The 20429-nt window shown below is 49.7% G+C and carries 22 protein-coding genes; 16 read left to right on the top strand and 6 right to left on the bottom strand.

Annotation, left to right across the window (positions count from 1 at the left end):
- Nucleotides 1–2: 2 nt before the first annotated feature.
- The 3 genes from ACZYR9_RS13465 to ACZYR9_RS13455 form a co-directional block, all read right to left on the bottom strand.
- A complete protein-coding gene (locus ACZYR9_RS13465) occupies nucleotides 3–860 on the bottom strand; it encodes an alpha/beta fold hydrolase (protein ID WP_488979009.1) in 858 nt (285 codons plus the stop codon).
- A 177-nt stretch (nucleotides 861–1037) separates the two neighbouring features.
- Nucleotides 1038–1553, bottom strand: coding sequence for a MogA/MoaB family molybdenum cofactor biosynthesis protein (locus ACZYR9_RS13460; RefSeq protein WP_488979008.1), 516 nt, complete (start codon nucleotides 1551–1553; stop codon nucleotides 1038–1040).
- A 1-nt stretch (nucleotide 1554) separates the two neighbouring features.
- Nucleotides 1555–2550: a CobW family GTP-binding protein gene (locus tag ACZYR9_RS13455; protein WP_488979078.1), complete on the bottom strand. Its 996-nt coding sequence runs from the start codon at nucleotides 2548–2550 to the stop codon at nucleotides 1555–1557.
- Between the two features lie 276 nt (nucleotides 2551–2826).
- Between ACZYR9_RS13455 and ACZYR9_RS13450 the strand changes: the two genes are divergently transcribed.
- From ACZYR9_RS13450 to ACZYR9_RS13410, 9 genes are all read left to right on the top strand, one after another.
- Nucleotides 2827–3285 (top strand): hypothetical protein, encoded by a 459-nt coding sequence (locus ACZYR9_RS13450; protein WP_488979007.1) that lies wholly within the window; start codon nucleotides 2827–2829, stop codon nucleotides 3283–3285.
- 32 nt (nucleotides 3286–3317) lie between these two features.
- Nucleotides 3318–3467 carry a 50S ribosomal protein L33 gene (gene rpmG / locus ACZYR9_RS13445; protein ID WP_488979006.1) on the top strand — a complete coding sequence of 50 codons (150 nt, stop codon included), beginning with the start codon at nucleotides 3318–3320 and terminating at the stop codon, nucleotides 3465–3467.
- 91 nt (nucleotides 3468–3558) lie between these two features.
- A complete protein-coding gene (gene nikA / locus ACZYR9_RS13440) occupies nucleotides 3559–5142 on the top strand; it encodes a nickel ABC transporter substrate-binding protein (RefSeq protein ID WP_488979005.1) in 1584 nt (527 codons plus the stop codon).
- Nucleotide 5143: 1 nt separating this feature from the next.
- A complete protein-coding gene (gene nikB / locus ACZYR9_RS13435) occupies nucleotides 5144–6088 on the top strand; it encodes a nickel ABC transporter permease (RefSeq protein WP_488979004.1) in 945 nt (314 codons plus the stop codon).
- Nucleotides 6085–6963, top strand: a complete 879-nt coding sequence (nikC, locus tag ACZYR9_RS13430) for a nickel transporter permease (protein ID WP_488979003.1) — start codon at nucleotides 6085–6087, stop codon at nucleotides 6961–6963. Before nikB ends, nikC begins: the two co-directional genes overlap by 4 nt.
- A 14-nt stretch (nucleotides 6964–6977) precedes the next feature.
- Entirely contained in the window at nucleotides 6978–7859 is an 882-nt protein-coding gene (locus tag ACZYR9_RS13425) for an ABC transporter ATP-binding protein (RefSeq protein ID WP_488979002.1), read from the top strand.
- Complete coding sequence (locus tag ACZYR9_RS13420) at nucleotides 7852–8631, top strand: ABC transporter ATP-binding protein (protein WP_488979001.1); 780 nt, start codon at nucleotides 7852–7854, stop codon at nucleotides 8629–8631. The genes ACZYR9_RS13425 and ACZYR9_RS13420 overlap by 8 nt, the downstream gene beginning before the upstream one ends.
- Before the next feature lie 154 nt (nucleotides 8632–8785).
- On the top strand, nucleotides 8786–11113 hold the full coding sequence (locus tag ACZYR9_RS13415; RefSeq protein ID WP_488979000.1) for a type IA DNA topoisomerase: 2328 nt from the start codon (nucleotides 8786–8788) through the stop codon (nucleotides 11111–11113).
- A 28-nt stretch (nucleotides 11114–11141) separates the two neighbouring features.
- A complete protein-coding gene (locus ACZYR9_RS13410) occupies nucleotides 11142–11552 on the top strand; it encodes a DUF4395 domain-containing protein (protein ID WP_488978999.1) in 411 nt (136 codons plus the stop codon).
- 61 nt (nucleotides 11553–11613) lie between these two features.
- Here ACZYR9_RS13410 and trhA read toward each other — a convergent pair whose 3' ends face one another.
- Together trhA and ACZYR9_RS13400 are read right to left on the bottom strand one after the other, a co-directional pair.
- Nucleotides 11614–12249, bottom strand: a complete 636-nt coding sequence (gene trhA, locus ACZYR9_RS13405; protein WP_488978998.1) for a PAQR family membrane homeostasis protein TrhA — start codon at nucleotides 12247–12249, stop codon at nucleotides 11614–11616.
- Nucleotides 12250–12364: 115 nt separating this feature from the next.
- Nucleotides 12365–13690, bottom strand: coding sequence for an N-acyl-D-glucosamine 2-epimerase (locus ACZYR9_RS13400; RefSeq protein WP_488978997.1), 1326 nt, complete (start codon nucleotides 13688–13690; stop codon nucleotides 12365–12367).
- Nucleotides 13691–13940: 250 nt separating this feature from the next.
- On the opposite strand from ACZYR9_RS13400, the gene ACZYR9_RS13395 reads away from it, so the two are divergent.
- The 3 genes from ACZYR9_RS13395 to ACZYR9_RS13385 all read left to right on the top strand — a co-directional run bounded on the left by ACZYR9_RS13395 (nucleotide 13941) and on the right by ACZYR9_RS13385 (nucleotide 16456).
- Nucleotides 13941–14942, top strand: coding sequence for a CobW family GTP-binding protein (locus ACZYR9_RS13395; protein WP_488978996.1), 1002 nt, complete (start codon nucleotides 13941–13943; stop codon nucleotides 14940–14942).
- A gap of 68 nt (nucleotides 14943–15010) precedes the next feature.
- Nucleotides 15011–15466, top strand: coding sequence for a Fur family transcriptional regulator (locus tag ACZYR9_RS13390; protein WP_488978995.1), 456 nt, complete (start codon nucleotides 15011–15013; stop codon nucleotides 15464–15466).
- A 153-nt stretch (nucleotides 15467–15619) separates the two neighbouring features.
- Complete coding sequence (locus ACZYR9_RS13385; RefSeq protein WP_488978994.1) at nucleotides 15620–16456, top strand: alpha/beta hydrolase family protein; 837 nt, start codon at nucleotides 15620–15622, stop codon at nucleotides 16454–16456.
- Nucleotides 16457–16466: 10 nt separating this feature from the next.
- Here ACZYR9_RS13385 and ACZYR9_RS13380 read toward each other — a convergent pair whose 3' ends face one another.
- Nucleotides 16467–17249, bottom strand: coding sequence for a YheC/YheD family protein (locus ACZYR9_RS13380; protein WP_488978993.1), 783 nt, complete (start codon nucleotides 17247–17249; stop codon nucleotides 16467–16469).
- Between the two features lie 107 nt (nucleotides 17250–17356).
- Between ACZYR9_RS13380 and ACZYR9_RS13375 the strand changes: the two genes are divergently transcribed.
- The 4 genes from ACZYR9_RS13375 (at nucleotide 17357) to ACZYR9_RS13360 (ending at nucleotide 20369) form a co-directional block, all read left to right on the top strand.
- On the top strand, nucleotides 17357–17815 hold the full coding sequence (locus tag ACZYR9_RS13375; RefSeq protein ID WP_488978992.1) for a protein-tyrosine phosphatase family protein: 459 nt from the start codon (nucleotides 17357–17359) through the stop codon (nucleotides 17813–17815).
- Nucleotides 17816–18009: 194 nt separating this feature from the next.
- On the top strand, nucleotides 18010–18867 hold the full coding sequence (locus ACZYR9_RS13370) for an ABC transporter substrate-binding protein (protein WP_488978991.1): 858 nt from the start codon (nucleotides 18010–18012) through the stop codon (nucleotides 18865–18867).
- Between the two features lie 106 nt (nucleotides 18868–18973).
- A complete protein-coding gene (locus tag ACZYR9_RS13365) occupies nucleotides 18974–19654 on the top strand; it encodes an amino acid ABC transporter permease (protein ID WP_488978990.1) in 681 nt (226 codons plus the stop codon).
- A complete protein-coding gene (locus ACZYR9_RS13360) occupies nucleotides 19647–20369 on the top strand; it encodes an amino acid ABC transporter ATP-binding protein (protein ID WP_488979077.1) in 723 nt (240 codons plus the stop codon). Before ACZYR9_RS13365 ends, ACZYR9_RS13360 begins: the two co-directional genes overlap by 8 nt.
- The last annotated feature ends 60 nt before the right edge of the window (nucleotides 20370–20429 follow it).

The raw sequence follows: 20429 nt of genomic DNA, 5'->3' as shown, positions 1-20429 counted from the left end.
GCCTACAAGCGGGAAACGAGCCATTGAAAAATTTGTTCCAGCGCTTCTTGTTTCCGATGGCCCTGCAGGGGATGATGTTCCCCGTCCCGGAATACGATTCTTGTTTTATCTAAGGAAGGTATACGTTCGAAAAAATGATGAACAAGCTGGACATTAATGACCGGGTCGTATAAATCGTACAGGCATAATGCCGGAAAATGAAACTTTTGCACTTCCGATATCGCGATATCCCCGTTAAGCACCATTTCCGTACACCATCGAGGCGTATAGCAGATTGTCGGCAGGTGAGCTTCGATAACTTCCGAAGTCCAACCTGGCAGATCCGATCGGAAGCACTTTAATTTTTTTAAGCTTTCATTCCATTTGATCAGATCCAGAGGCAGATTTGGAGCGACAATCGAAAAAAATTCAATGCATTTTCTAATGATAAACGGCGGGGGATAAACCCCGAGTGCGGGAGAAGACAGTAAAACACCGGCTATACTGCAGGGCAATCGCTGCACATAACGTATGGCAATGAGACCTCCCATGCTATGTCCGAACAAATAGATCGGCAAACCGGAATATTGCTGCTGCAAGCGGGTGACCAGCTCTTCGAGATCATCCAGATACTCTTGGAACCGTAGAATGTGACCCCGCTTTCCGCCAGAACGTCCGAAGCCGCGAAGGTCAGGAGCAGCGAGCGCAATCCTCCGATTTAAACACTCCGAACCTACATAGGAGTAATCACCCGAATGCTGTCCTGCACCATGTAAAAAAACGATAAGAGCTTTTGCATGTGATGGAATCCAGGTACGGCAATACAATGCAGGCTGCCGAATGTGTGAGTCATACAGAACATTAGCCACAGGCTTGGACATGGGAAATTCCTCTGTTTCTTTTCGATATGCACACCTCATTTTCCGTTATAATATGCACTCTTTCCTTGCATCTGATACGTAAGCTGGGCTGGAAGACGGCTTTATATTCGCGCAGAATCATTTCAGGATGAAACCAAAAAAAGAACAGGATCGCTCCTGCTCAAGAATATCTAAAGCTTACCTATCTTTATAAATTTCCCGCATGACGTGCTTTAATTCCGGGATCAAAATCCGAGTTAAAGCCAATTTCACTGCTCCTGATGAGCCGGGCATTGAAAATATCGCTTTATCTTTATAAACGCCGCCGCAAGCACGGCTTAAAATCGCGGCTGAACCGATGTCCTCGGCAAAGCTGAGATAGCGGAAAACTTCTCCGAATCCATGCAGTTCCTTGTGCAGCAAATCGGAAACGGCTTCATATGTGGTATCGCGTTTGGCGATCCCGGTTCCGCCGTTAAGCATAACAGCTTCAATCTGAGAATGAAGAGACGCTTCTTTAATCACCGCTTGGATATCGTCATAATCATCCCGAACAATTCGGTAATCGACAACACTATACCCGTTGTTCTCCAGCAATTCACGCATCAGCTTGCCGCTAGCATCCGTATCGGGTGTTCTCGTATCGGAGACGGTAACCACCATGCAGCGAACCGTAGCCGGGGCTTGCCTGCGGTGTTCTTGAACGGATGACATCTCAGCTCACCACACAAGACGCAAATTGGGTTTTGAACCAGTTCTCGTCTAAATTCCGGCCGATGACGACAAATTCACTGCGCCTTAATTCGTCCGATTTCCAGGTGCGATCCGCATGGGAAGAGAAAAGCATATGAATGCCTTGAAAAACAACGCGTTTGTTAACCCCCTGAATATTCAGTATCCCTTTATACCTGAACGTATGTTCACCATGCTCGGACAACCATTGCATCATAAACTTTTCCAGCCTGTTTAAATCGAGAGGCCGTTCTTCACGAAATACGAGGGAGGTTACATCATCGTCATGGTCGTGGTCTTCTTCCTCCAGAAATCCGGGATCCAACTCCAGTTTTTTATCCAACTCGAAGGCATGAATTCCCAATATCTTATCGATTTCAATGTTTGATTGATGTGTTGGGTATATTTTGCTTGTCGGATTCATGCTGCGTAGGCGCTTCTCCAGCTTTTGCAAGGATTCATCATCTACCAAATCGACCTTGTTCAGCAAAAGGACATCGGCAAAGGCCACTTGCCCCTGCGCTTCATGACCTTCATCCAAATGCAGATTGGCATGCTTGGCGTCAACAACCGTTACGATCGCGTCAAGACGGTAAAATTCCGCCATTTCTTCATCAACAAAAAAGGTCTGGGCTACGGGAGCCGGGTCCGCAAGTCCTGTAGTTTCAATCAGTACGTGATCAAATTCAACCCTTCTTGGTCCGGCACCGCGTTTAGCGTCCATCAGATCTCCTAAAATACGAATGAGATCGCCGCGAACCGTACAGCAAATGCAGCCGTTATTCATTTCGAAAATTTCCTCATCCGCTCCGACAACCAGCTGATTGTCGATGCCCACTTCGCCGAATTCATTTACGATGACGGCAATTTTGTAACCGTGGTCAGCCGTTAATATATGATTCAGCAGCGTTGTTTTTCCTGCCCCCAAAAAACCGGTAAGAACGGTTACGGGAACCCGGGGATCTTCGTGTTTCATCATAGACAATGGCTGCAGCCTCCCTTGATTAAATAGTAAATATTACAATTTAACTATAGGGAATAGGATTTAGCTTGTCAATTAGAACATGCCGTATTTTTGTAAAAAATACTATTTACAAACAAAGCGGGGATAGTGTAACATGCTATTTAATACCTTATTTTCGTAATTATTACTATATAAAAGTTTAACGGTTTATTTTTTAAATTGTTGTAGTAATAATTACACTTAAATTAGAAAGTGGAATAGCCGGGGAGTGAAGTGATTTGGAGGATGGCCATGACCTGTGCAAATGAATCTGTATCCGTTGAAGAAGTTGTGCTCAGTCTTCATCACCCCATGAGCTGGCAGCGACGTCAGCAGGAGCTTCTCCGTTGGGTTGAGAGACCCAGGCAAAGCAGAGGCCCAAAGAAAGTTCAATGCCTCCTCGGAACTCATGTGGATGATGAGCTGTATGAAACACTGGTGCTGTTGAATGCAAAAGGAATCGTAACGGAATATTCATGTGCCGGAGTCAGCGTAAAGGATGATGTCCGCGAGCATTCACTCTATGCTTACATAAACTTGTATTCCAGCCCGTTGGCTGAAGCTTTTGTGCAATCGGCTATGAGCCGTTTGAAGGGCAGGCTGCTGGTTACTTATGACCCTGGCAAGCAGCGGTTTGATTTGTCTTCTTTTTATATTGGTCATAACCGTACATTTTGCAAGCAGCTTCAAGCTTGTGCGGAAGCCTTTTAACATGTTTGAAATCAGAGGGGAGGAGGGGGAGCATGCGAGTAATCGTCACATTAGCTTGCACTGAAACCGGCGATCGGAACTATACGACTACGAAAAACAAAAAAACGCACCCGGGTCGAATGGAATTGAAAAAATACTGCCCGCGTCTGAAGAGAGTGACGCTTCATAGAGAAACCCGCTAACGGAGCGTTTCATGATGAAGCCGTACTCATTAAGAGTGCGGTCTTCGTTGTGCTGCTATTAACACATATTATTTCGAAAGGATGTACCCTTATGTTTTCATACATATCTAAGTCTAAACGCGGCTCTGCCAAGCTACTATCGTTGCTGCTGTGCGGAGCGGTGCTCTTATCCGCCTGCAGTTCGTCGGAGTCAAGTACGCCTGGACAGAACGGAGTTGAATCATCTGACGCGGTAAAAAAAGCGACACTCATTTACCATTTCAAGAGCGGAAGCCTGGATCCCCATAACGACTGGATTGCCGTACGGGCTGGCATTGCAGAGACGCTGTTCCGGTTGGATGATAAGCTTGAAATTAAACCGTGGCTCGCTGAAAAATGGGAAAATAAAGACGAACTGACGTGGGTGTTCACACTTCGGGACGGCATTTACTTTCATGACGGAACGAAGCTGGATGCGGCGGCAGCCAAGGCTTCCTTTGAGCGTGCGGCTGCAGCAAGCAAAGCGCTTGCCGGAGCTTTGAAAATCGCTTCCATGGATGCAAACGGTCAGCAGCTGACTGTAGTTACAACGCAGCCGCATCCGGCCTTGCTCTCGGAGCTGGTCAATCCCAATGCGTCCCTTATTAGCGTAGAGGCGGAAAAGAAAATGGGCAAGGAAGCCTTTAATGCAGCGCCGGTCGGTACAGGGCCCTTTAAAGTGAAGCAATTTACACCGAATATCGAAATCCGGTTGGAGCGTAACGATAATTATTGGGACGGCAAGGCGAAGCTAAATGAAGTGGCTTTCAAATTTAATGAGGACGGCAATGTCAGAGCGCTGGCGCTGCAATCCAAAGAAGCGGACATCGCCACCCAGCTTCCGGCGGAAACGGTCGAAGCGATCGAAAAAGACGCTGCTCTTCAAGTGCAGTCCGTATCAGGGCTTCGTGTTCACTTTTTACTGTACAACCAGCAAAAGCCTCTGTTCCAAGATGTGAAGGTAAGAAAAGCACTGGATCTGCTTCTCGATCGGGAAAGCATTGCCAAGGACATTATGCTTGGACATGCGGCAGCAGCCAACGGTCCTTTTAATTCAAAGCTTCCTTTCGGCAGTTCCGAGGCGGTTCAAAAATTAAATGTGAATGAAGCCAAAGAATTGCTGGAGCAGGCGGGGTATAAAGATGGGGGCGACGGTAAACGGCTCAAGGACGGCAAGCCGCTGACCATAGACTTGATTACCTATAAAGGAAGACCGGAATTGCCGCTGATCGCCCAGCTGCTGCAGTCAGACGCCGCTAAAGCGGGAGTAACGATCAGCGTCAAAACGATTGAGAATGTCGATACGTATCTGCGCGAAAATAAGGATTGGGATTTGGCGACGTATAGTAATCTGTCCGCCCCCCGCGGCGACGGCGGCTATTTCTTGAACTCGGCCTTAATCCCGGGGGGATCTCTGAATGCTGCCAATATCAAGAGCGATAAGCTGACAGAAGTGATCAATCGTCTGAATGCCACCGGCACGCTGGAAGAACGCATTCGTTTGACTCAGGAGGCAGTAAGCGTCATTAAAGAGGAGGTTCCTCATTCCTATGCCGTTTATCCGAATCTGATTGTAGGCGTCAATCAACGGATTGCCGATTGGAAACCGGGAGCCGAAGAATACTACATTATCACCAAATCCATGGATGTGAAATGACGTGCTGAAGCTGATTCAAAAGCGCCTGCTGCAGCTGGTAGTTGTATTATTTTTTCTATCCATGCTGACCTTCACTTTAATGAAGCTGGCGCCGGGAGATCCTGTACTGCTCTTGCTGCGTGCCGACGAAGTAAATGCAACGCAGGCCGATGAAGCCGCGCTCCGTCAGGAGCTCGGCTTTGACCGACCGTTGCCGGTACAGTATGCAGAATGGGTATGGAAGCTGCTGCACCTCGATTTCGGAGATTCTTATTTTAAAGGGAAGCCTGTATTGGATACTTTGATTGACCGCTTGCCCGCTACTATTGAATTGACCGCAGGTGCACTTGTCGTGATGTTGATTTTTGCCGTGCCGTTAGGATTGTTATCTGCCAGGAATCAGGGACGCTTTGCGGATCAAGCGAGCCGCTGGTTTGCCTTAGTCAGTATGTCTATACCGACCTTTTGGATGGGGCTGCTGCTCATCTATCTTTTTGCCTATAAACTGCAATGGCTGCCGATTATGGGCAAAGGGAGCCTCGCCCATATTGTTCTTCCCAGTCTTACCCTGGGCTTGGGTCTTGCGGCTCTATATGCTCGCCTGCTGCGGGCCGGACTTCTGGAAAGCTTGTCACAGGAATATATTCGGGCTGCCCGTGCAAGAGGGCTGACGGAATGGCGGATCATGACCAGACACGCCTTAAGAGCGGCATTGCTTCCTGTGTTGACGGTTTTCGGGATGAGTATCGGCAGCTTGCTCGCCGGCTCTGTTGTTGTCGAAACGTTGTTTTCTTGGCCGGGTATAGGCAGTCTGGCGGTTGAAGCCATCTTTCAAAGAGATTATCCGGTTATCCAGGGCTATATATTGTTCACAGGAATTTTTGTTGTTGGAGTAAATTTGTTGGTTGATCTATGCTACGGCCTGCTCGATCCGAGAATTCGTTACGGAAAGGGGGAAATGACGTGAATCCGCAGGTGGCCTCCATTTCCCGTAACAAACCCGTGCGAACGACTGTTTTCCGACACGTGCTGCGCAAACCATCGACACGGATTGGGTTAAGCTTGCTGACCATGATTGTCCTTCTCACACTGATCGGTCCGTTCTTGGTACCGAACGATCCGTTGACGGTCAACATGTCGGAGCGTTTGCAGTCTCCAAGCTGGCAGTATCCGTTGGTTACCGACCCTATGGGAAGGTGCATCTTCTCCAGGCTGGTGTCCGGAGCCCGGACTACGCTCGGCGTTTCAGTTCTGGCCATGGCAGCCGTTGCTGTCGTTGGCATTCCGGTTGGCTTGCTGGCGGGGACGATCGGCGGACGTGCGGATTCCTTTCTGATGAGGGTGATTGACGGAATCGGGGCATTGCCGGAATTTTTATTGGCGATCGCCATTGCCGGATTCCTGGGTCCAAGTCTCACGAATCTGATCATCGCCATAATCCTTGTCAATTGGATTGGCTACGCCCGTGTGGTTCGAGGCATTGTTTTGTCCGAACGGGAGAAGGATTATGTGCTCGCTGCACGCGCAGCCGGGGGCGGGGCATGGACGATCATGAGGAGGCATATGCTGCCCCAAATCATATCTCCGGTAGCGGTGCTGGCAGCACTGGATACGGGAATGATCATTTTGATCATTTCCTCCCTGTCTTATTTAGGCTTGGGAGCTCAACCGCCGGCGGCGGAGTGGGGGGCTATGCTGAATGAAGGGCGTCCGTATTTCCAAACCGTTCCGGAGCTGATGATTTATCCGGGGGCGGCGATTATGCTGGTGGTCATTGCCTGTAATCTGATCGGTGAAGGACTCCGCGATATTTTGGACGTCCGAAGCTGGAATCATCATTGAGAGGGGGGATCAAGATGGATCGTTTGAAGTCCGGACCGATACTTCAGGTCAAGCATTTAAATGTGTACATGCGGCATGGAAAAGGAATCCACCCGCTGCTTCATGATATTAGCTTTTCCGTACAGCCGGGTGAAATGCTGGCCATTGTCGGGGAGAGCGGCAGCGGTAAAAGCGTCACAGCATGTACGATTATGGGTCTGCTTCCCAGCTCGCTGCGCATCGGAGGCGGGGAAATTGGGTTTGACGGCGAAAATCTGTTGTCCTTGTCTGTGAAAGACATGCGCCGAAAGCGCGGCTCCTGTATGGGATATGTTTTTCAAGATTATCAGGGAAGCTTTACACCGTTTATTAAGGTAGGCAATCAAATGGTAGAGGCGATCCGTTCTCATCGCAAGCTCTCCTTCGATGAAGCCAAGAGCATCGCCTTGGATTGGTTGGATAAGGTAAGTCTTCCCGCGGACAGGGTCTTTCAAAGCTATCCGTTCCAATTAAGCGGAGGACAAAAGCAGCGGGCCGCTCTGGCTGCCGCTATGATGCTTGAGCCTAAGCTCCTGATTGCAGATGAGCCTACAACGGCATTGGATGTGCTCACCGGCGAAAGGGTGATGGATTTGATCGCCATGCTGAAGCAGCAGACAGGATGTGCCGTTCTGATGATATCCCATGACCTTAGGCATGTGCTCAAACGGGCGGATCATGTCGCTGTGATGAGAGGCGGGCAGATACTCGAATTTGCGCCTGCCCGTCAAATCCGGGATAAACCGGCTCACGCGTACTCACAGATGCTGCTAAAAGCCAAGCCGTCATTGGCGGAGATGGAAGAAAGCTTGCCGGTATATGCCATATCGGAGTCTTATAAGGATAGCCGGGTGCTGGAGGTGGCTTCAGTTGAGTGAGCTTTTATACGTCAATCGGCTGCATAAAAGCTACAACCTGTCGGGTAAAAAGGTCACTGCCGTTCAAGACGTCACATTCGAAATCCGGAATGGAGAATGTCTTGGGCTTGTTGGAGAAAGCGGAAGCGGCAAAAGCACGTTAACTCGATTATTGCTTGCGCTGGAACGTCCGGACAACGGAGAAATAGAATTTAACGGAAGCTCTATATTGGGGATGAGCTCTCGTCACTTGCGCGAAATGAGAAGGCATATGCAGGTTGTATTCCAGGATCCGACCTCCTCTCTTAATCCGAAAATTCCCATCTGGCGTTCGGTGCTGGAGCCGCTGGATCATTTCCCGGAAGTCCTGCCCTCCATGCTCTCGGATGTCCGGCAATCCAGACGTCAGACGGCAGCCCGGTTATTTCATATGGCCGGTCTGGATCCCGAATACATGGACCATTATCCCCATGAATTAAGCGGCGGCCAGCGTCAGCGTGTCGCCATTGCCAGAGGGATTAGTTTGGGCCCGAAGCTTCTCATTTGCGATGAGCCGACATCCAGTCTTGACGTGTCCGTGCAAGGACAGATCCTCCAATTGTTGAAGAGCTTGCAAAAAAAGCTGGGTATGGCTTACTTGTTTATTTCTCACGATATTGCCGCCGTTCGAATGATGAGTGACCGTATGATCGTGATGAAAGAAGGAACCATCGTTGACCATTTTCTCAGCGATCAATTTTGGAGTGAAAACCGGCATGAATATACCCGTCTGTTAGTTGCGTCTGTGAGCTAGTGCACGGCTGTCTCCTCATAGGAGACGGCTTTTTTGCGTTTTCGGGGTTAATATGTTTATATGTTTAATGGTTGAACCTATCGAACAAGTTCGGCAATATGTTATTCTATATTTAGTATAGTAGTTGATGTTTCTATTGAGGAGCGATACGTGCTTGAAAACTCTAATCATTGCGGAAAAGCCCGATATGGGACGAAACATAGCTGCCGCAATAGATCCCAAGGCAAAAAACCACCGTTCTTATATCGAGGGCGAACAGTACATTATTACCTGGGCGATCGGTCACTTGATCGGATTGGCGGAGCCTGACGCCTATGATGATAGATACAAAAAGTGGAATTTTAACGATCTGCCCATTATTCCCGATCATTTCAAGCTGGTTCCTAATGCCAAGACGAAGGATCAGCTGAAGGTGATAGCCGAGCTGGCCAAGCGCAGTGACCGGTTGATTAACGCCTGTGACGCAGGGAGAGAAGGGCAGCATATTTTCTCATTGATTCAGCGTCATTTGAAGCTGAAGCATCCGGTCAAGCGGTTGTGGATTTCTGATTTGACGCCGGAAACCATCCGCAAAGGCTTTGCCGAGCTTAGGGAAGGGCTTGAATTTGAGCCCTTAACCCGGGCGGCCAGAGCGCGGAGCGAGGCGGATTGGCTGATCGGCATGAACGGCTCGCGGGCCTTCACGACCAAGCACCGGGAGCTGCTGTCCGTCGGTCGGGTACAGACGCCGGTGCTTGCGCTGCTCTATGACCGGCAGAAGGAAATCGATGCGTTTCAATCGAGCAAGTATTACGAAGTGGAGGCCTGGTTCTCACAGGGAGAAGGCTTATATCGCGGGCTTTGGCAGGGGGAGAAGCTCAACGACGGTGAGAAGGCGGCGGCGATTGCGGCCAAAGTGAAGGGACGGCCGGGCCGAATCGAGAGCTATGATGTCAAGGACACAAAGGAGTACCCGTTCAAGCTGTATGACCTTACGCTGCTGCAGAGGGAGGCCAATGCCAAATTCAGCTTTTCGGCCAAGAAGACGCTGGATCTGGCCCAATCGCTGTATGAGAAGCACAAGGCGATCAGTTATCCCAGAACGAATTCCAATTATGTGACCGAGCAAAATATTCCGGAGATGCACCGTGCGCTTGACCAGCTCGGCAAAACCGCTTATTCTTCTCTAGTAGAGCAGGCGGACAAGAAGCTCGTGCACAAAAATAACAAAGCGGTATGCAATCCGGCGAAGGTAGAGGATCACCACGCCATCCTGCCTACGCATAAAATGCCTGGCGGACTTGCGCCGGATGAACAGAAGCTGTACGATTTGATCGTCCGGCGCTTTTTGTCGCACTTCTATCCGCCGGCGTCGTACAAGGTTCATACGGTGCTTACAGAAGCTGAAGGCGAGCGGTTCAAGAGCACGATAAAGCAGCTGCTGTCTCCTGGCTGGAAAGTTATCTATGCGGATCAGGCCAACGAGAAGCCAAAAAGCCGCGGGAAAGCCAAGACCTCCGAGAAGGATGAGGACGACGATGGCGCGGAAGAGGAGATTCAAACGCCTTTTGCGCTGGACCCTTCACAGAAGGTTATCTGTAAAGATAGTGCAGCCAAAGAGAAGGAGACACAGCCGCCAAAGGCATTTACCGAAGGTACGCTGCTGAAGGCGATGGAAAGCGCCGGGAAGCAGATCGAGGATGAGGAGCTGCGGGACGCGATGAAGGACTCCGGGCTCGGGACGCCGGCGACACGAGCCTCGGTGATCGAACGGCTGAAGCAGGTAGGGTATGTGGTGATGCAGGGCAAGCGCATTGCGATCACGACCAAAGGCCGTACGGCCATTGAACTGATTCGCGATGCGGGCGTGGAATTGCTGACCTCGCCCGAGATGACCGGCCAATGGGAACGACGGTTAAACGAGATCGCCCGCGGCTCAGCCTCGGACGAGACGTTCATGCAGAACGTCAAGCGGTTCTCCGCCCTGATCGTAGAGAAGGTGCGGGTACAGCCGCCTGCGGCAAGGCAGGCATTCGAGGGCGAAGCGGCGGTTGCGGGTTCGCGCCAGCGGAGCAAGGGCAAGCGCAGCGCAAAGCCCACAGCCGGCGGCGGTGAAGCGTCAGCGGGTAAAGCGGCGTCTGCACGGACGCCGGCCAAGCGTGCGGCCTCGACGGTGGTGGAGACTGCAGCGCCGGAGAAAGCCGTTGCGCCTGCTCAGCCGCGGACGGTGCTGGCGGCATGCCCGCGCGAAGGCTGCAACGGACGGATTATCCGCGGCAACCGCGGTTACGGCTGCAGCGAGTTCAAGTCCGGCTGCGGCTTTGTGATTTGGAGGGATGCCTTCGGAGCTTCGCTTACCGATACGGCGGTCATGTATTTGCTTAAACACGGGCGTACGGCGCTGATGAAGCTGTCGGATGAAAACGGGCGGCCCGTGGAAGCCCGGCTTGTGCTGCAAAACAAAAACACCGGTCAGCTCAAGCTGGAACCGGTGACTTCATAATTGTCAGACGAAAGGTGGAACGATTGAGATGAAAGAAATACCTATTCCTTATGTCCGTGCGAACCAAACTGGAATTGTTTTATTTGTTGTCCTGGCCATCATCCTGCAGCAGCCCTTTTTGATCGCGGCCTTATGGGCGATACAAGTGATCGGCTTATGGCAGGGGGTACGCGCAAACCTGATAGTACAGCTTGCCGCGCCGCTGCTGCGAAGCCGTGTTGCCGGTGCTCAGACCGAGGCTGCGGAGCTTCAGCGCTTTAACAATTCGATTGCTGTCATTTTGTTGACCTTGTCCGTATTTTCTTTTTGGTTGCTGCCTGGGAGCTGGTTAGGCTATCTTTTTGCAGCAATGGTAGCCCTGGCGGCATTTATTGCGATTTGCGGCTTTTGCGTCGGCTGCTTTTTGTATTTCCAATTCAAACAGCTTCGCCGCAGATAAAGCTGCGTTGCATGCCCATAGACCGGAAGCACTCAAACGAGCCTTCCGGTCTATTCGTCTTTTATCTGGGCAAAACATAAAAATAAACGGTGACAAAATGACTGATGCTGCCGGCCAGTACGAAGAGATGCCAGATCGCATGATGATACCGGATTTTTCTCCATAGATAAAATACCGTACCCAGCGTATACAGCAATCCTCCCGCAACGAGCCAGGTAATGCCCGCCGGGGCAAGCTCTTCCTGCAGCGGACCAAAAGCGAACATCACCATCCAACCCATTGCGACATAAAATAGTGTGGACAGTACAACGAATCGTTTGACGAAGAAAAGCTTGAAAATGATTCCGGCAAGCGCTAATCCCCAGACAACTCCGAATAAACTCCAGCCCAGTGGACCACGCAAAGTAACGAGCAGGAAAGGGGTGTACGTTCCGGCAATCAGGACAAAGATCGCGGCATGATCCATGACCGAGAAGATATCGATCCATTTCTCTTTACGGGCGCTGTGCAGCAAAGTGGACGAGACGTACAGCAAGATCAGCGAAACGCCAAACACGGTAAAGCTGACGATGTGCCATGTGCTGCCATGGCGTAACGAATGAATCAGCAGCAGGACAAGGGCCGCCACACTGAGGACGGCTCCGATACCGTGAGTAACCGCATTGGCGCGTTCCTCTTTCCAGGGGTCCATGGTCATTGAAGCTCTCACTCCCATCGGTTCATGTAGTCCCCATACTTCCGTTTACGCAAACAAAACCGAGGCAGGAGACGCTGCTTTCATTGTACCTCGAATTGGAGCGGATGACCAATGATCAATGAAAATAAGGGATTTCTATCCGACACCCTCGGGGTGTTGTATTTTCCGGCTCATTCTTGAGCAGCCAACGCTGGGGAGTATCGCGGATCCCTGTGATATGAAGCTCAAACGAATCCTGGGGAAACTGCTTCGAATAAAGAACGACCCGGTGTCCGTCCACTTGGTCAACATGGATGGGGATCGTCAATTCGCTTCCCCTGCTGAAGCAACGGTAATGCTGGCTGCAGTCTGCTGAAATCGCGTCCACGCGTTTATTGAATTCCACCACAATGATATTTGGTTCGGGGCGTTGAACCCGGGCCGGGTTGGGCTTGTCTTCATACATCGACAGTCCGATGCTGTATTCGTAAGCGGTCCAGAAGCGAAATCCCAGCTTGGAGGCAGCCGCTGCAAAACGTTCGATCCAGTCACGGCTGCGCCGCATACGCCGAAGCGAACCGATATCGGTTTGTACGCCTAGCGGGATGGAAGCATGGGAAGCCCGGATTTGGTCGATAAACGGTTTGTAATGCTTTAGATAGTCGGGCTTCAGCCGTGCGCGCATCCAATCGGGCCAATGGGTTTGAATGATGTGCTCGTCCGGACGCACGGTGCGAATCATATCAGCGGCATCTATGCCTTGGTATTCTCTGAGAGCTTGAACGGCATCATGGCCTGCATTCACAGCGAGCGACCATGTCGCAATCCGTATCCCGGGACGGGCTTCACGAATACCGCCTGCACCGTTGACAAGTTCGTTGAGGAAGCGGTTGACCGTCTGCACCCGAAACTCAATCCAGAGCAAATACCGCGCCCGGTCCGTTTTATAATAGGCAGGAGAGCCGGGATAACGGAAATCAGGCATTTCAGCTCCGCTGAATCTTTTGAATGCGGCTCTGGCCAAGGGGCCGACGTCACCGTATACCCCGCTGTCCAGACCGTTCCATTCCGGGAAATAGGGCTCCGCAACCTCGAAGCCGGTGAAAGGGTACTGGCGGATCAGCTTGGACACGGCTGCTTTTTTCCATTCCAAATACGGATGACTGAACAGAGAGAAACGGTAAAAGCCGTCTTCCGCCGGTCTCAACAGGGTCATTTGCCAATCCTTCCATCCGGCGGGAAGATGGCCGGTCCCATAGGCTCCGTTGCCGAGGACCATGGCCCATACCTCAAAGCCCCGATCGCGCAAAGCAGCAACCAGGCGTCCATTGACTTGGGTTTCATTAGTCACAAAATAGCGTACAGAACGGAAGCCGGCCAGCTCCAGCTCCGCCGCAACGCTATCCTCGGACCGATCGAGATAATACGCAAACGTGGGGTCAATTTGTATGGTGGGCTGCATGACCGCCGCACCTCTCTTTCTGTTTTTCTTATTTATATCTATTGTACGCTTCGCTGTGGACGGTTTTCCAATGGAAAGCAAAAAAAGCTGGAATGTACGAAAAAGGCCTGATTGACGGAGTAACGGAAAAAGGTTAAACTTCTAATAGTAAAAATTACTATATTGTATAAGGTGAAATTGACAGTTTCAGACAGCGGGAGTACAATGTACCCTTGAAACGCAAACACGTACGAAAGCAGAGTGAGAAAAGATGAAGCAGCCTGTTTCTGTGCATATATTGACCGGGTTTCTCGGAAGCGGTAAGACAACGCTGCTGACCCGGGCACTGGATTACTATAAGCTGAAAGGCCTCAAGCCGGCCGTTCTCATGAACGAGCTTGGGGAAGTTAATCTGGACGGTATGATGGTGAATGAGGAAGTGCCCATGACCGAGATGCTCGGCGGTTGTATTTGCTGTACGATTCGCGGTGATTTAGGTATGGAGCTTAAACAGCTGATCCTCGATTATGAGCCCGATGTTGTGTTCGTGGAAAGTACAGGGGCAGCTAACCCGATGGAAATGCTCGACGGGATTACTGACGCCTCCATGCTGACGGAGGTGGAGCTTAAATCGGTCATAACGGTGGTTGATGCCGCCCAGCTTGCGGAGCGTTCGGTCAATCCGGCAGGAAAAACGTATCGCTTGATGAGTGATCAAATCCGCTGCGCAACAAGGATTATTCTAAACAAAACGGATCTCATTCCTCCTTCGGAGCTGCTGCGCTTGGAAGCCATCGTTAAAGATTTGAACCCTGTGGCTCCTATCATCCCGACGGTGCGCTGCGAGATCGACCTCACCGTGCTTGATCGTAAGGATAGTGGTGCGGTGAATCATGAATTTAAAGAGGTGAAAGCTTGCGGATGCGGAGGAGATCATGACTGCAAGGCTCATGGAGCTGTTCATGAACATGAGGATGTGCATCACCACAGCCACGAGCATGTCATGGCCTATACGCATTATTTCACACAGCCGATTGAAAGCGAGCGCTTTGAGGAGCTGGTGGGCAAGCTGCCGCATAACATCTATCGGGCTAAAGGGATTCTGTGGTTCAACGATACAAGCAGTCCCTTCTTGTTTCAGTATGCGTACCGCGAGATGGATTTTATCAAAATTACGCCAAAAGAAACGGTCCCGAATGTAGCCGTATTTATCGGTGAGCATTTCGACAAAACCGCTCTGTCACAGCAGTTAAAAGCGCTCGAAACCCGTTGAATCTTGACTCACTGTACTTATTCAGGCATTATTAATAGTATCCTAGCTTTAAATACGGAGAGATAGCTATGGCAAATCATGAGCATGACACGGAAACAACGACGGAAGAAATTCTGAAGGCGATGTCGGCAAAGGGCTGGCGAATTACGGATCAGCGCAGAAGCTTAGCCGGTTTGTTCGCCGGTTCGGCAGGATATTTGGCTCCGAAGGACGTCTATGAATATATGAGACAGCAGTATCCGGGCGTGAGCTTTGATACGGTATACCGCAACCTCCGGCTGTTGAGCGAAATGGGAGTGCTGGAGCAGATTTATTTGAACGACGGTTTGAAGTTCCGCGCTAGGTGCGAGTCGCATCACCATCACCATCTGATATGTATCAGCTGTGAAAGAACGATACCCTTCGAGTTTTGTCCGATGAAGCAAATGGACGGGATGCCGTCTGATTTTCAAGTGGTTAATCACCGTTTTGAAATTTTGGGATACTGCGGCGAGTGTACACCTGCGGGTCCGAAACGAGAATAGCCTTTGGCAAGCGTATGACGACTCCTCTGTCCCTAAGGACAGAGGAGTTTTCGTTTGACAGAAAATCATAGTGATGATAAGATATCGATTAAACATAGTAATAACATCGGAATAATGTGGTATATAAGATGATAAAGAAGGGTAGAGAACGTCATGGAACATCATATCAGCATTCGCAGCGGTGAGCTGGAGCTTGCGGCAACGCTGCATTACCCCGAATCGGGAAATGGGGATCTTCTGACAAGAACGGGAAATGAGAAGTTCCCGATCATTATCATCGCTCACGGCTTTGTCGGCAGCAGGATTGGAGTAGACCGGTTGTTCGTGCTTGCGGCAAGGGAATATGCACAAAACGGATATATGGTGCTTCGATTCGACTATGGCGGCTGCGGGGAAAGCACGGGCGACTACGGCAGCGGAGGGCTTGATTCGATGATTGATCAAACGCGCTCCGTTCTTGACTACGCCCTGGATATAGATTGTGTAGATCCGCAGAGGGTTATTCTGCTAGGGCATAGCCTGGGCGGTGCCGTTTCCGTACTGACCGCAGCCCGGGATAAAAGAGTCAAAACGCTTGTGCTTTGGTCGGCTGTAGCTTACCCTTTTAACGACATCGTTGGAATTACGGGTAAAAAATCGTACGAAGAAGCGGTGCAGTTCGGATCATCCGATTATCTCGGTTATGCCTTAAAACCCGTTTTCTTTCAATCGCTTGCCAAGCATCAGCCTTTCGAGCAGCTTCGAAAATTTAACGGCGATGTATATTTGGTCCATGGCACGGCTGACGAGGTGATCCCCGTCGATTACTGCTACCTGTACCAAAAGCTGTTCTGGCTTCGCAGTCAGGGCCAATGTGATCAAGAGGTTATTTTTCAAGCGGATCATACCTTCTCAGGCGGACAGGCTAAAGAGCAGGTCATTCATAAAACACGGGATTGGCTTCTTCAAATCGACAAACGCAAGAATGAATGGAACGATTGGACCATTTAAGGCGCAAGTCTTAATCGTCACGCCGGCCGTAGCTTCTGGCATAAGCGGCCATCCGGCGATATGCGGCCGCATCGATTTTTTTCACAGCACGAAATTGAGGATGATAGGTATTTACCTCCAGTATCCATAATCTCTGCCTGTTATCATAGGCCAAGTCGATACCCGCTTCATGCATTCCCGTATGTTTTTTACTTAATGTACGGGTGATATCGACCGCCGTTGCCAATAACGAACGGATCCGTGAACGAGTTTCGTTTGGGGAACAGCGTTTAAATTTAAAGTATTTTTGAATGGTGAAAATTTGTCCGCCTTGATAATAATTGGTTACGATATTGTTTTTTCTGCCGACTTTCACAATTAAACCGGTACAAGTCCAGGGTCCTTGAGGCTTGCGCTGAACCATTGCCCTGATGTCATAGGGACGTCCTAACACCTGATCCAGTTGAATGTCCTTTTGAACGATCATTCTTTGTTTATACCGGGTTTTTAAATATTTATAGACCGTTGACCGGTCTCGGAATTGCTTTACAATAGGTTTTTTCTTAGCCGTTGTATACAGAGCATAGCCTTGCTTTGAATGTACCAGCTTGCATACGCCGATTCCCAAGGAACCGATGTCCGGTTTTAGGTATACGGATTTGTATTTTTGAGTCATCAGCTTCAGGTTATTTGATGTCAAGGGTACGGTATGGGGAAGCAGACGCTCTATCTTCTTACTTGCTTTCAATTCATTATAGACACTGAACTTTCCCCGGATCGTGCTGCTTTTATATTTTTTTTTGTACGAAGGCACAGCGACCACCTCCTGATAGTGTATGTGTGTTGTGAATAAAGAAATTGTGTCTTTGTGCATGCTTTGATAAACTTATTACATGTACATGAAAGAGGAGAGTGGCGGTTATGTCGGAATCCAAAAAATCATATCAAGCCTTGGTGGATAACCAAATATTCATTGGTGGAGCACAGGATATTCAGTCGTTCATAGATGATGAAGAGTGTGACGTTATCGTAGACCTGAGGGCGGAAGCTCCTGACGCGGGATTCGAAAAGGAAGGCGTATTAAGAGTGCATATTCCGTTGGTTGATAAGGAAGAGGGGCAGGAGGGACATCTTAAGCAGGCCATTGATACAATCGTAAAAGAAGCCCAAGCGGGGAAAAAAGTAGCATTTCACTGCGCAGCGGGACGCAGCAGAGCCGGAAGCGTAGCGATTGGTACGCTTCTTGCGCTTGGACTCAGTGAATCTGTAGATGACGCCGAAGCTCAAATTCAAGCGATCCGTCCGGAAGTCGTGGTTCATGAGAAGCTGAAGAAGTCTGTAGCTGAGCTCTTTCAGCTCGATGATTTGAAAACCGATTAGTGTGTCGAAGACGGTATTCCCATACCTAGGGTGTACCGTTTTTTTAATATTTCCTTAAAGTAAATAATGCCATTAAGTACCATTATTAATTTGTTTATTCCATAAAACACATGCTGCTTCCATCGTTAGATATGTTGTAAATATAGTATCTCTATTATATAATGTTGAAGTTACTTAGAAAGGAGAATTGACCAATGTTAAAAAACAAGGCAATTGCACTTATGCTCATGAGCTTGCTTCTGATCATATCTGCTTGTGGAACGAAGCCTGCTGCGACAACGGAACAAAATGGCGGAGGTAATAACACATCCCCGACCTCGACGCAAGCAGAATCAAAACTGGAGAAAATTAAACAGGCCGGCAAAATCGTAGTCGGTACCAGTGCGGATTATCCCCCTTACGAATTTCATAAAGAGATCAATAAAAAAGATGAAATTGTCGGATTTGACATCGAAATAGCCAAAGCGATTGCCAAGGATCTGGGCGTAGAGCTGGAGATTAAAGATATGAAATTTGAAGGATTGCTGGCAGCACTTCAAGCCGGTAATGTCGATTTCATTATCTCCGGGATGACGCCGACGCCTGAGCGTATGAAAGCTGTAGATTTTACCAAAATATATTATACAGCCGTTCAAAAGGTAGTCGTCAGGGCAGAAGATAAGGACAAATTCAACTCGATTGACTCCTTAAAAGGTCTGAAGGTGGGAGCCCAAAAAGGCGCTACGCAGGAAAAAATCGTGAAAGAGCAAATGCCGGCGTCTGAAGTGAAGCCGCTTGGCAAAATTTCCGATTTGATGATGGAGCTGAAAAATAACAAAGTAGATGCGCTCGTAGTAGAGCAGCCGGTAGCCGAGGCTTACTTAAGCAAGAACAAAGATCTTACGATCTCGGATATCAAGCTATCTTCCGACGACAGCGGCTCCGCGATTGCCGTGAAAAAAGGCAGCACGGATCTCGTTGAAGCCATGAACAAAACGCTGGACAAGCTGATCCAGGATAAATCCATTGATAAATTTGTCACCGAAGCGAACGACCTGGTGGAAACACAGTAATCGGGCCAGGGCTGGGAAATGATCGGACAAAAACCTGAGCGGAGCTTTTTCCGGCGGGTTTTTGTTCGGTTTTAAGCCTTTCATTTCAAAAAAAGGAGGGGAACGGATGGATTTTTCATTTTTGCCGACGTACTACATGTTTTTTATTAATGGTGCCAAAATGACATTGATTTTGTCCTTTTTCACCGTCATTTTTGGGGTCATTCTCGGAATCTGCCTTGCGCTAATGCGCATGTCGCGCATTGCTCCGTTGAAGATGCTTTCCGTGTCCTATATCGAATTTATCCGAGGAACGCCTCTGCTGGTGCAGGTGCTGCTGTTTTATTACGGATTGCCCAAGCTGGGCATCCAGTTTCCCGATTTGCCTTGGCTCGGCTCCGCGTTTCCTGACGTAGCGGCATGTATACTGGCACTGTCGTTTAACAGCGCTGCCTACGTGGCGGAGACATTCCGCGCAGGTATTCAAGCGATCGACAAAGGGCAAATGGAGGCGGCACGCTCGCTCGGCATGCCTCATGCCATGGCGATGCGCCATATTATATTGCCTCAAGCCTTCCGCAACGTACTGCCTGCGCTGGGTAACGAATTCATTACCATTATTAAAGACTCTTCAATTGTTTCGGTCATCGGGGTGGCTGAGCTGATGTACAGCGCAGATACGGTGAAGGGCAATACGTTCCAACCGTTCGAGCCTTTGATCGTAGTATCGATCATTTATTTCATCATGACATTTGTGTTGTCGAAGCTGCTTGGCATAGCGGAAAGGAGGCTGAAGACCTCTGATTAAAGTTACGGATTTGCAAAAGGCGTTTGGAAATCATCGTGTGCTGAACGGCATTGATATCGACATTGGCCAAGGGGAGGTCGTCGTTGTCATCGGCCCAAGCGGTTCGGGCAAAAGCACGTTCTTACGCTGCTTGAATTTGCTGGAGCAGCCTACCGGAGGAGATATTGAATTTGAAGGAACCTCGTTGATCCGGGGCAAGCATGACATCAATTCCCTGCGTCAACGGATGGGGATGGTATTCCAGCAGTTTAACTTGTTTCCGCATATGACGGTGCTGGAAAACATTACCCTGGCTCCACGCAAGCTGAAAAAGATGAGCGACGATGAAGTAAACAAAATTGCAAGGGAGCTGCTGAGGCGAATCGGTTTAGCCGATAAAGCAGACAGCTACCCGGGACAGCTGTCCGGCGGTCAAAAGCAGCGGATCGCCATCGCAAGAGCACTTGCCATGTCTCCTAAGGTGATGCTGTTTGACGAGCCTACGTCAGCGCTGGACCCGGAGATGGTTGGCGAGGTGCTGGATGTGATGAAAGAGCTGGCGGCCGAGGGGATGACCATGGTGGTCGTCACCCATGAAATGGGCTTTGCCCGTGAGGTCGGCACCCGTCTGATCTTTATGGACGGCGGTAAAATCATAGAGCAGGGCAAGCCTGCGGAAGTGTTCGCCCATCCTCAGCATCCGCGGACCAAGGAATTTCTGGGCAAAATATTATAAGTTTAAACACACAAAAAAGGCAAATGAGCCAAGGGAATGGCTTATTTGCCTTTTTTGATT

This window comes from Paenibacillus sp. F024 (assembly GCF_057814255.1).
Note: the sequence above shows the minus strand (reverse complement) of the source record. Positions and strands in the feature narration are given on the sequence as shown.

Coding starts and splice junctions, on each gene's coding strand:
- ACZYR9_RS13465 (WP_488979009.1), bottom strand. CDS start 860: ATGTCCAAGCCTGTGGCTAATGTTCTGTATGACTCACACATTCGGCAG.
- ACZYR9_RS13460 (WP_488979008.1), bottom strand. CDS start 1,553: ATGTCATCCGTTCAAGAACACCGCAGGCAAGCCCCGGCTACGGTTCGC.
- ACZYR9_RS13455 (WP_488979078.1), bottom strand. CDS start 2,550: ATGATGAAACACGAAGATCCCCGGGTTCCCGTAACCGTTCTTACCGGT.
- ACZYR9_RS13450 (WP_488979007.1), top strand. CDS start 2,827: ATGACCTGTGCAAATGAATCTGTATCCGTTGAAGAAGTTGTGCTCAGT.
- rpmG (WP_488979006.1), top strand. CDS start 3,318: ATGCGAGTAATCGTCACATTAGCTTGCACTGAAACCGGCGATCGGAAC.
- nikA (WP_488979005.1), top strand. CDS start 3,559: ATGTTTTCATACATATCTAAGTCTAAACGCGGCTCTGCCAAGCTACTA.
- ACZYR9_RS13425 (WP_488979002.1), top strand. CDS start 6,978: ATGGATCGTTTGAAGTCCGGACCGATACTTCAGGTCAAGCATTTAAAT.
- ACZYR9_RS13410 (WP_488978999.1), top strand. CDS start 11,142: ATGAAAGAAATACCTATTCCTTATGTCCGTGCGAACCAAACTGGAATT.
- trhA (WP_488978998.1), bottom strand. CDS start 12,249: ATGACCATGGACCCCTGGAAAGAGGAACGCGCCAATGCGGTTACTCAC.
- ACZYR9_RS13400 (WP_488978997.1), bottom strand. CDS start 13,690: ATGCAGCCCACCATACAAATTGACCCCACGTTTGCGTATTATCTCGAT.
- ACZYR9_RS13395 (WP_488978996.1), top strand. CDS start 13,941: ATGAAGCAGCCTGTTTCTGTGCATATATTGACCGGGTTTCTCGGAAGC.
- ACZYR9_RS13390 (WP_488978995.1), top strand. CDS start 15,011: ATGGCAAATCATGAGCATGACACGGAAACAACGACGGAAGAAATTCTG.
- ACZYR9_RS13385 (WP_488978994.1), top strand. CDS start 15,620: ATGGAACATCATATCAGCATTCGCAGCGGTGAGCTGGAGCTTGCGGCA.
- ACZYR9_RS13375 (WP_488978992.1), top strand. CDS start 17,357: ATGTCGGAATCCAAAAAATCATATCAAGCCTTGGTGGATAACCAAATA.
- ACZYR9_RS13370 (WP_488978991.1), top strand. CDS start 18,010: ATGTTAAAAAACAAGGCAATTGCACTTATGCTCATGAGCTTGCTTCTG.
- ACZYR9_RS13365 (WP_488978990.1), top strand. CDS start 18,974: ATGGATTTTTCATTTTTGCCGACGTACTACATGTTTTTTATTAATGGT.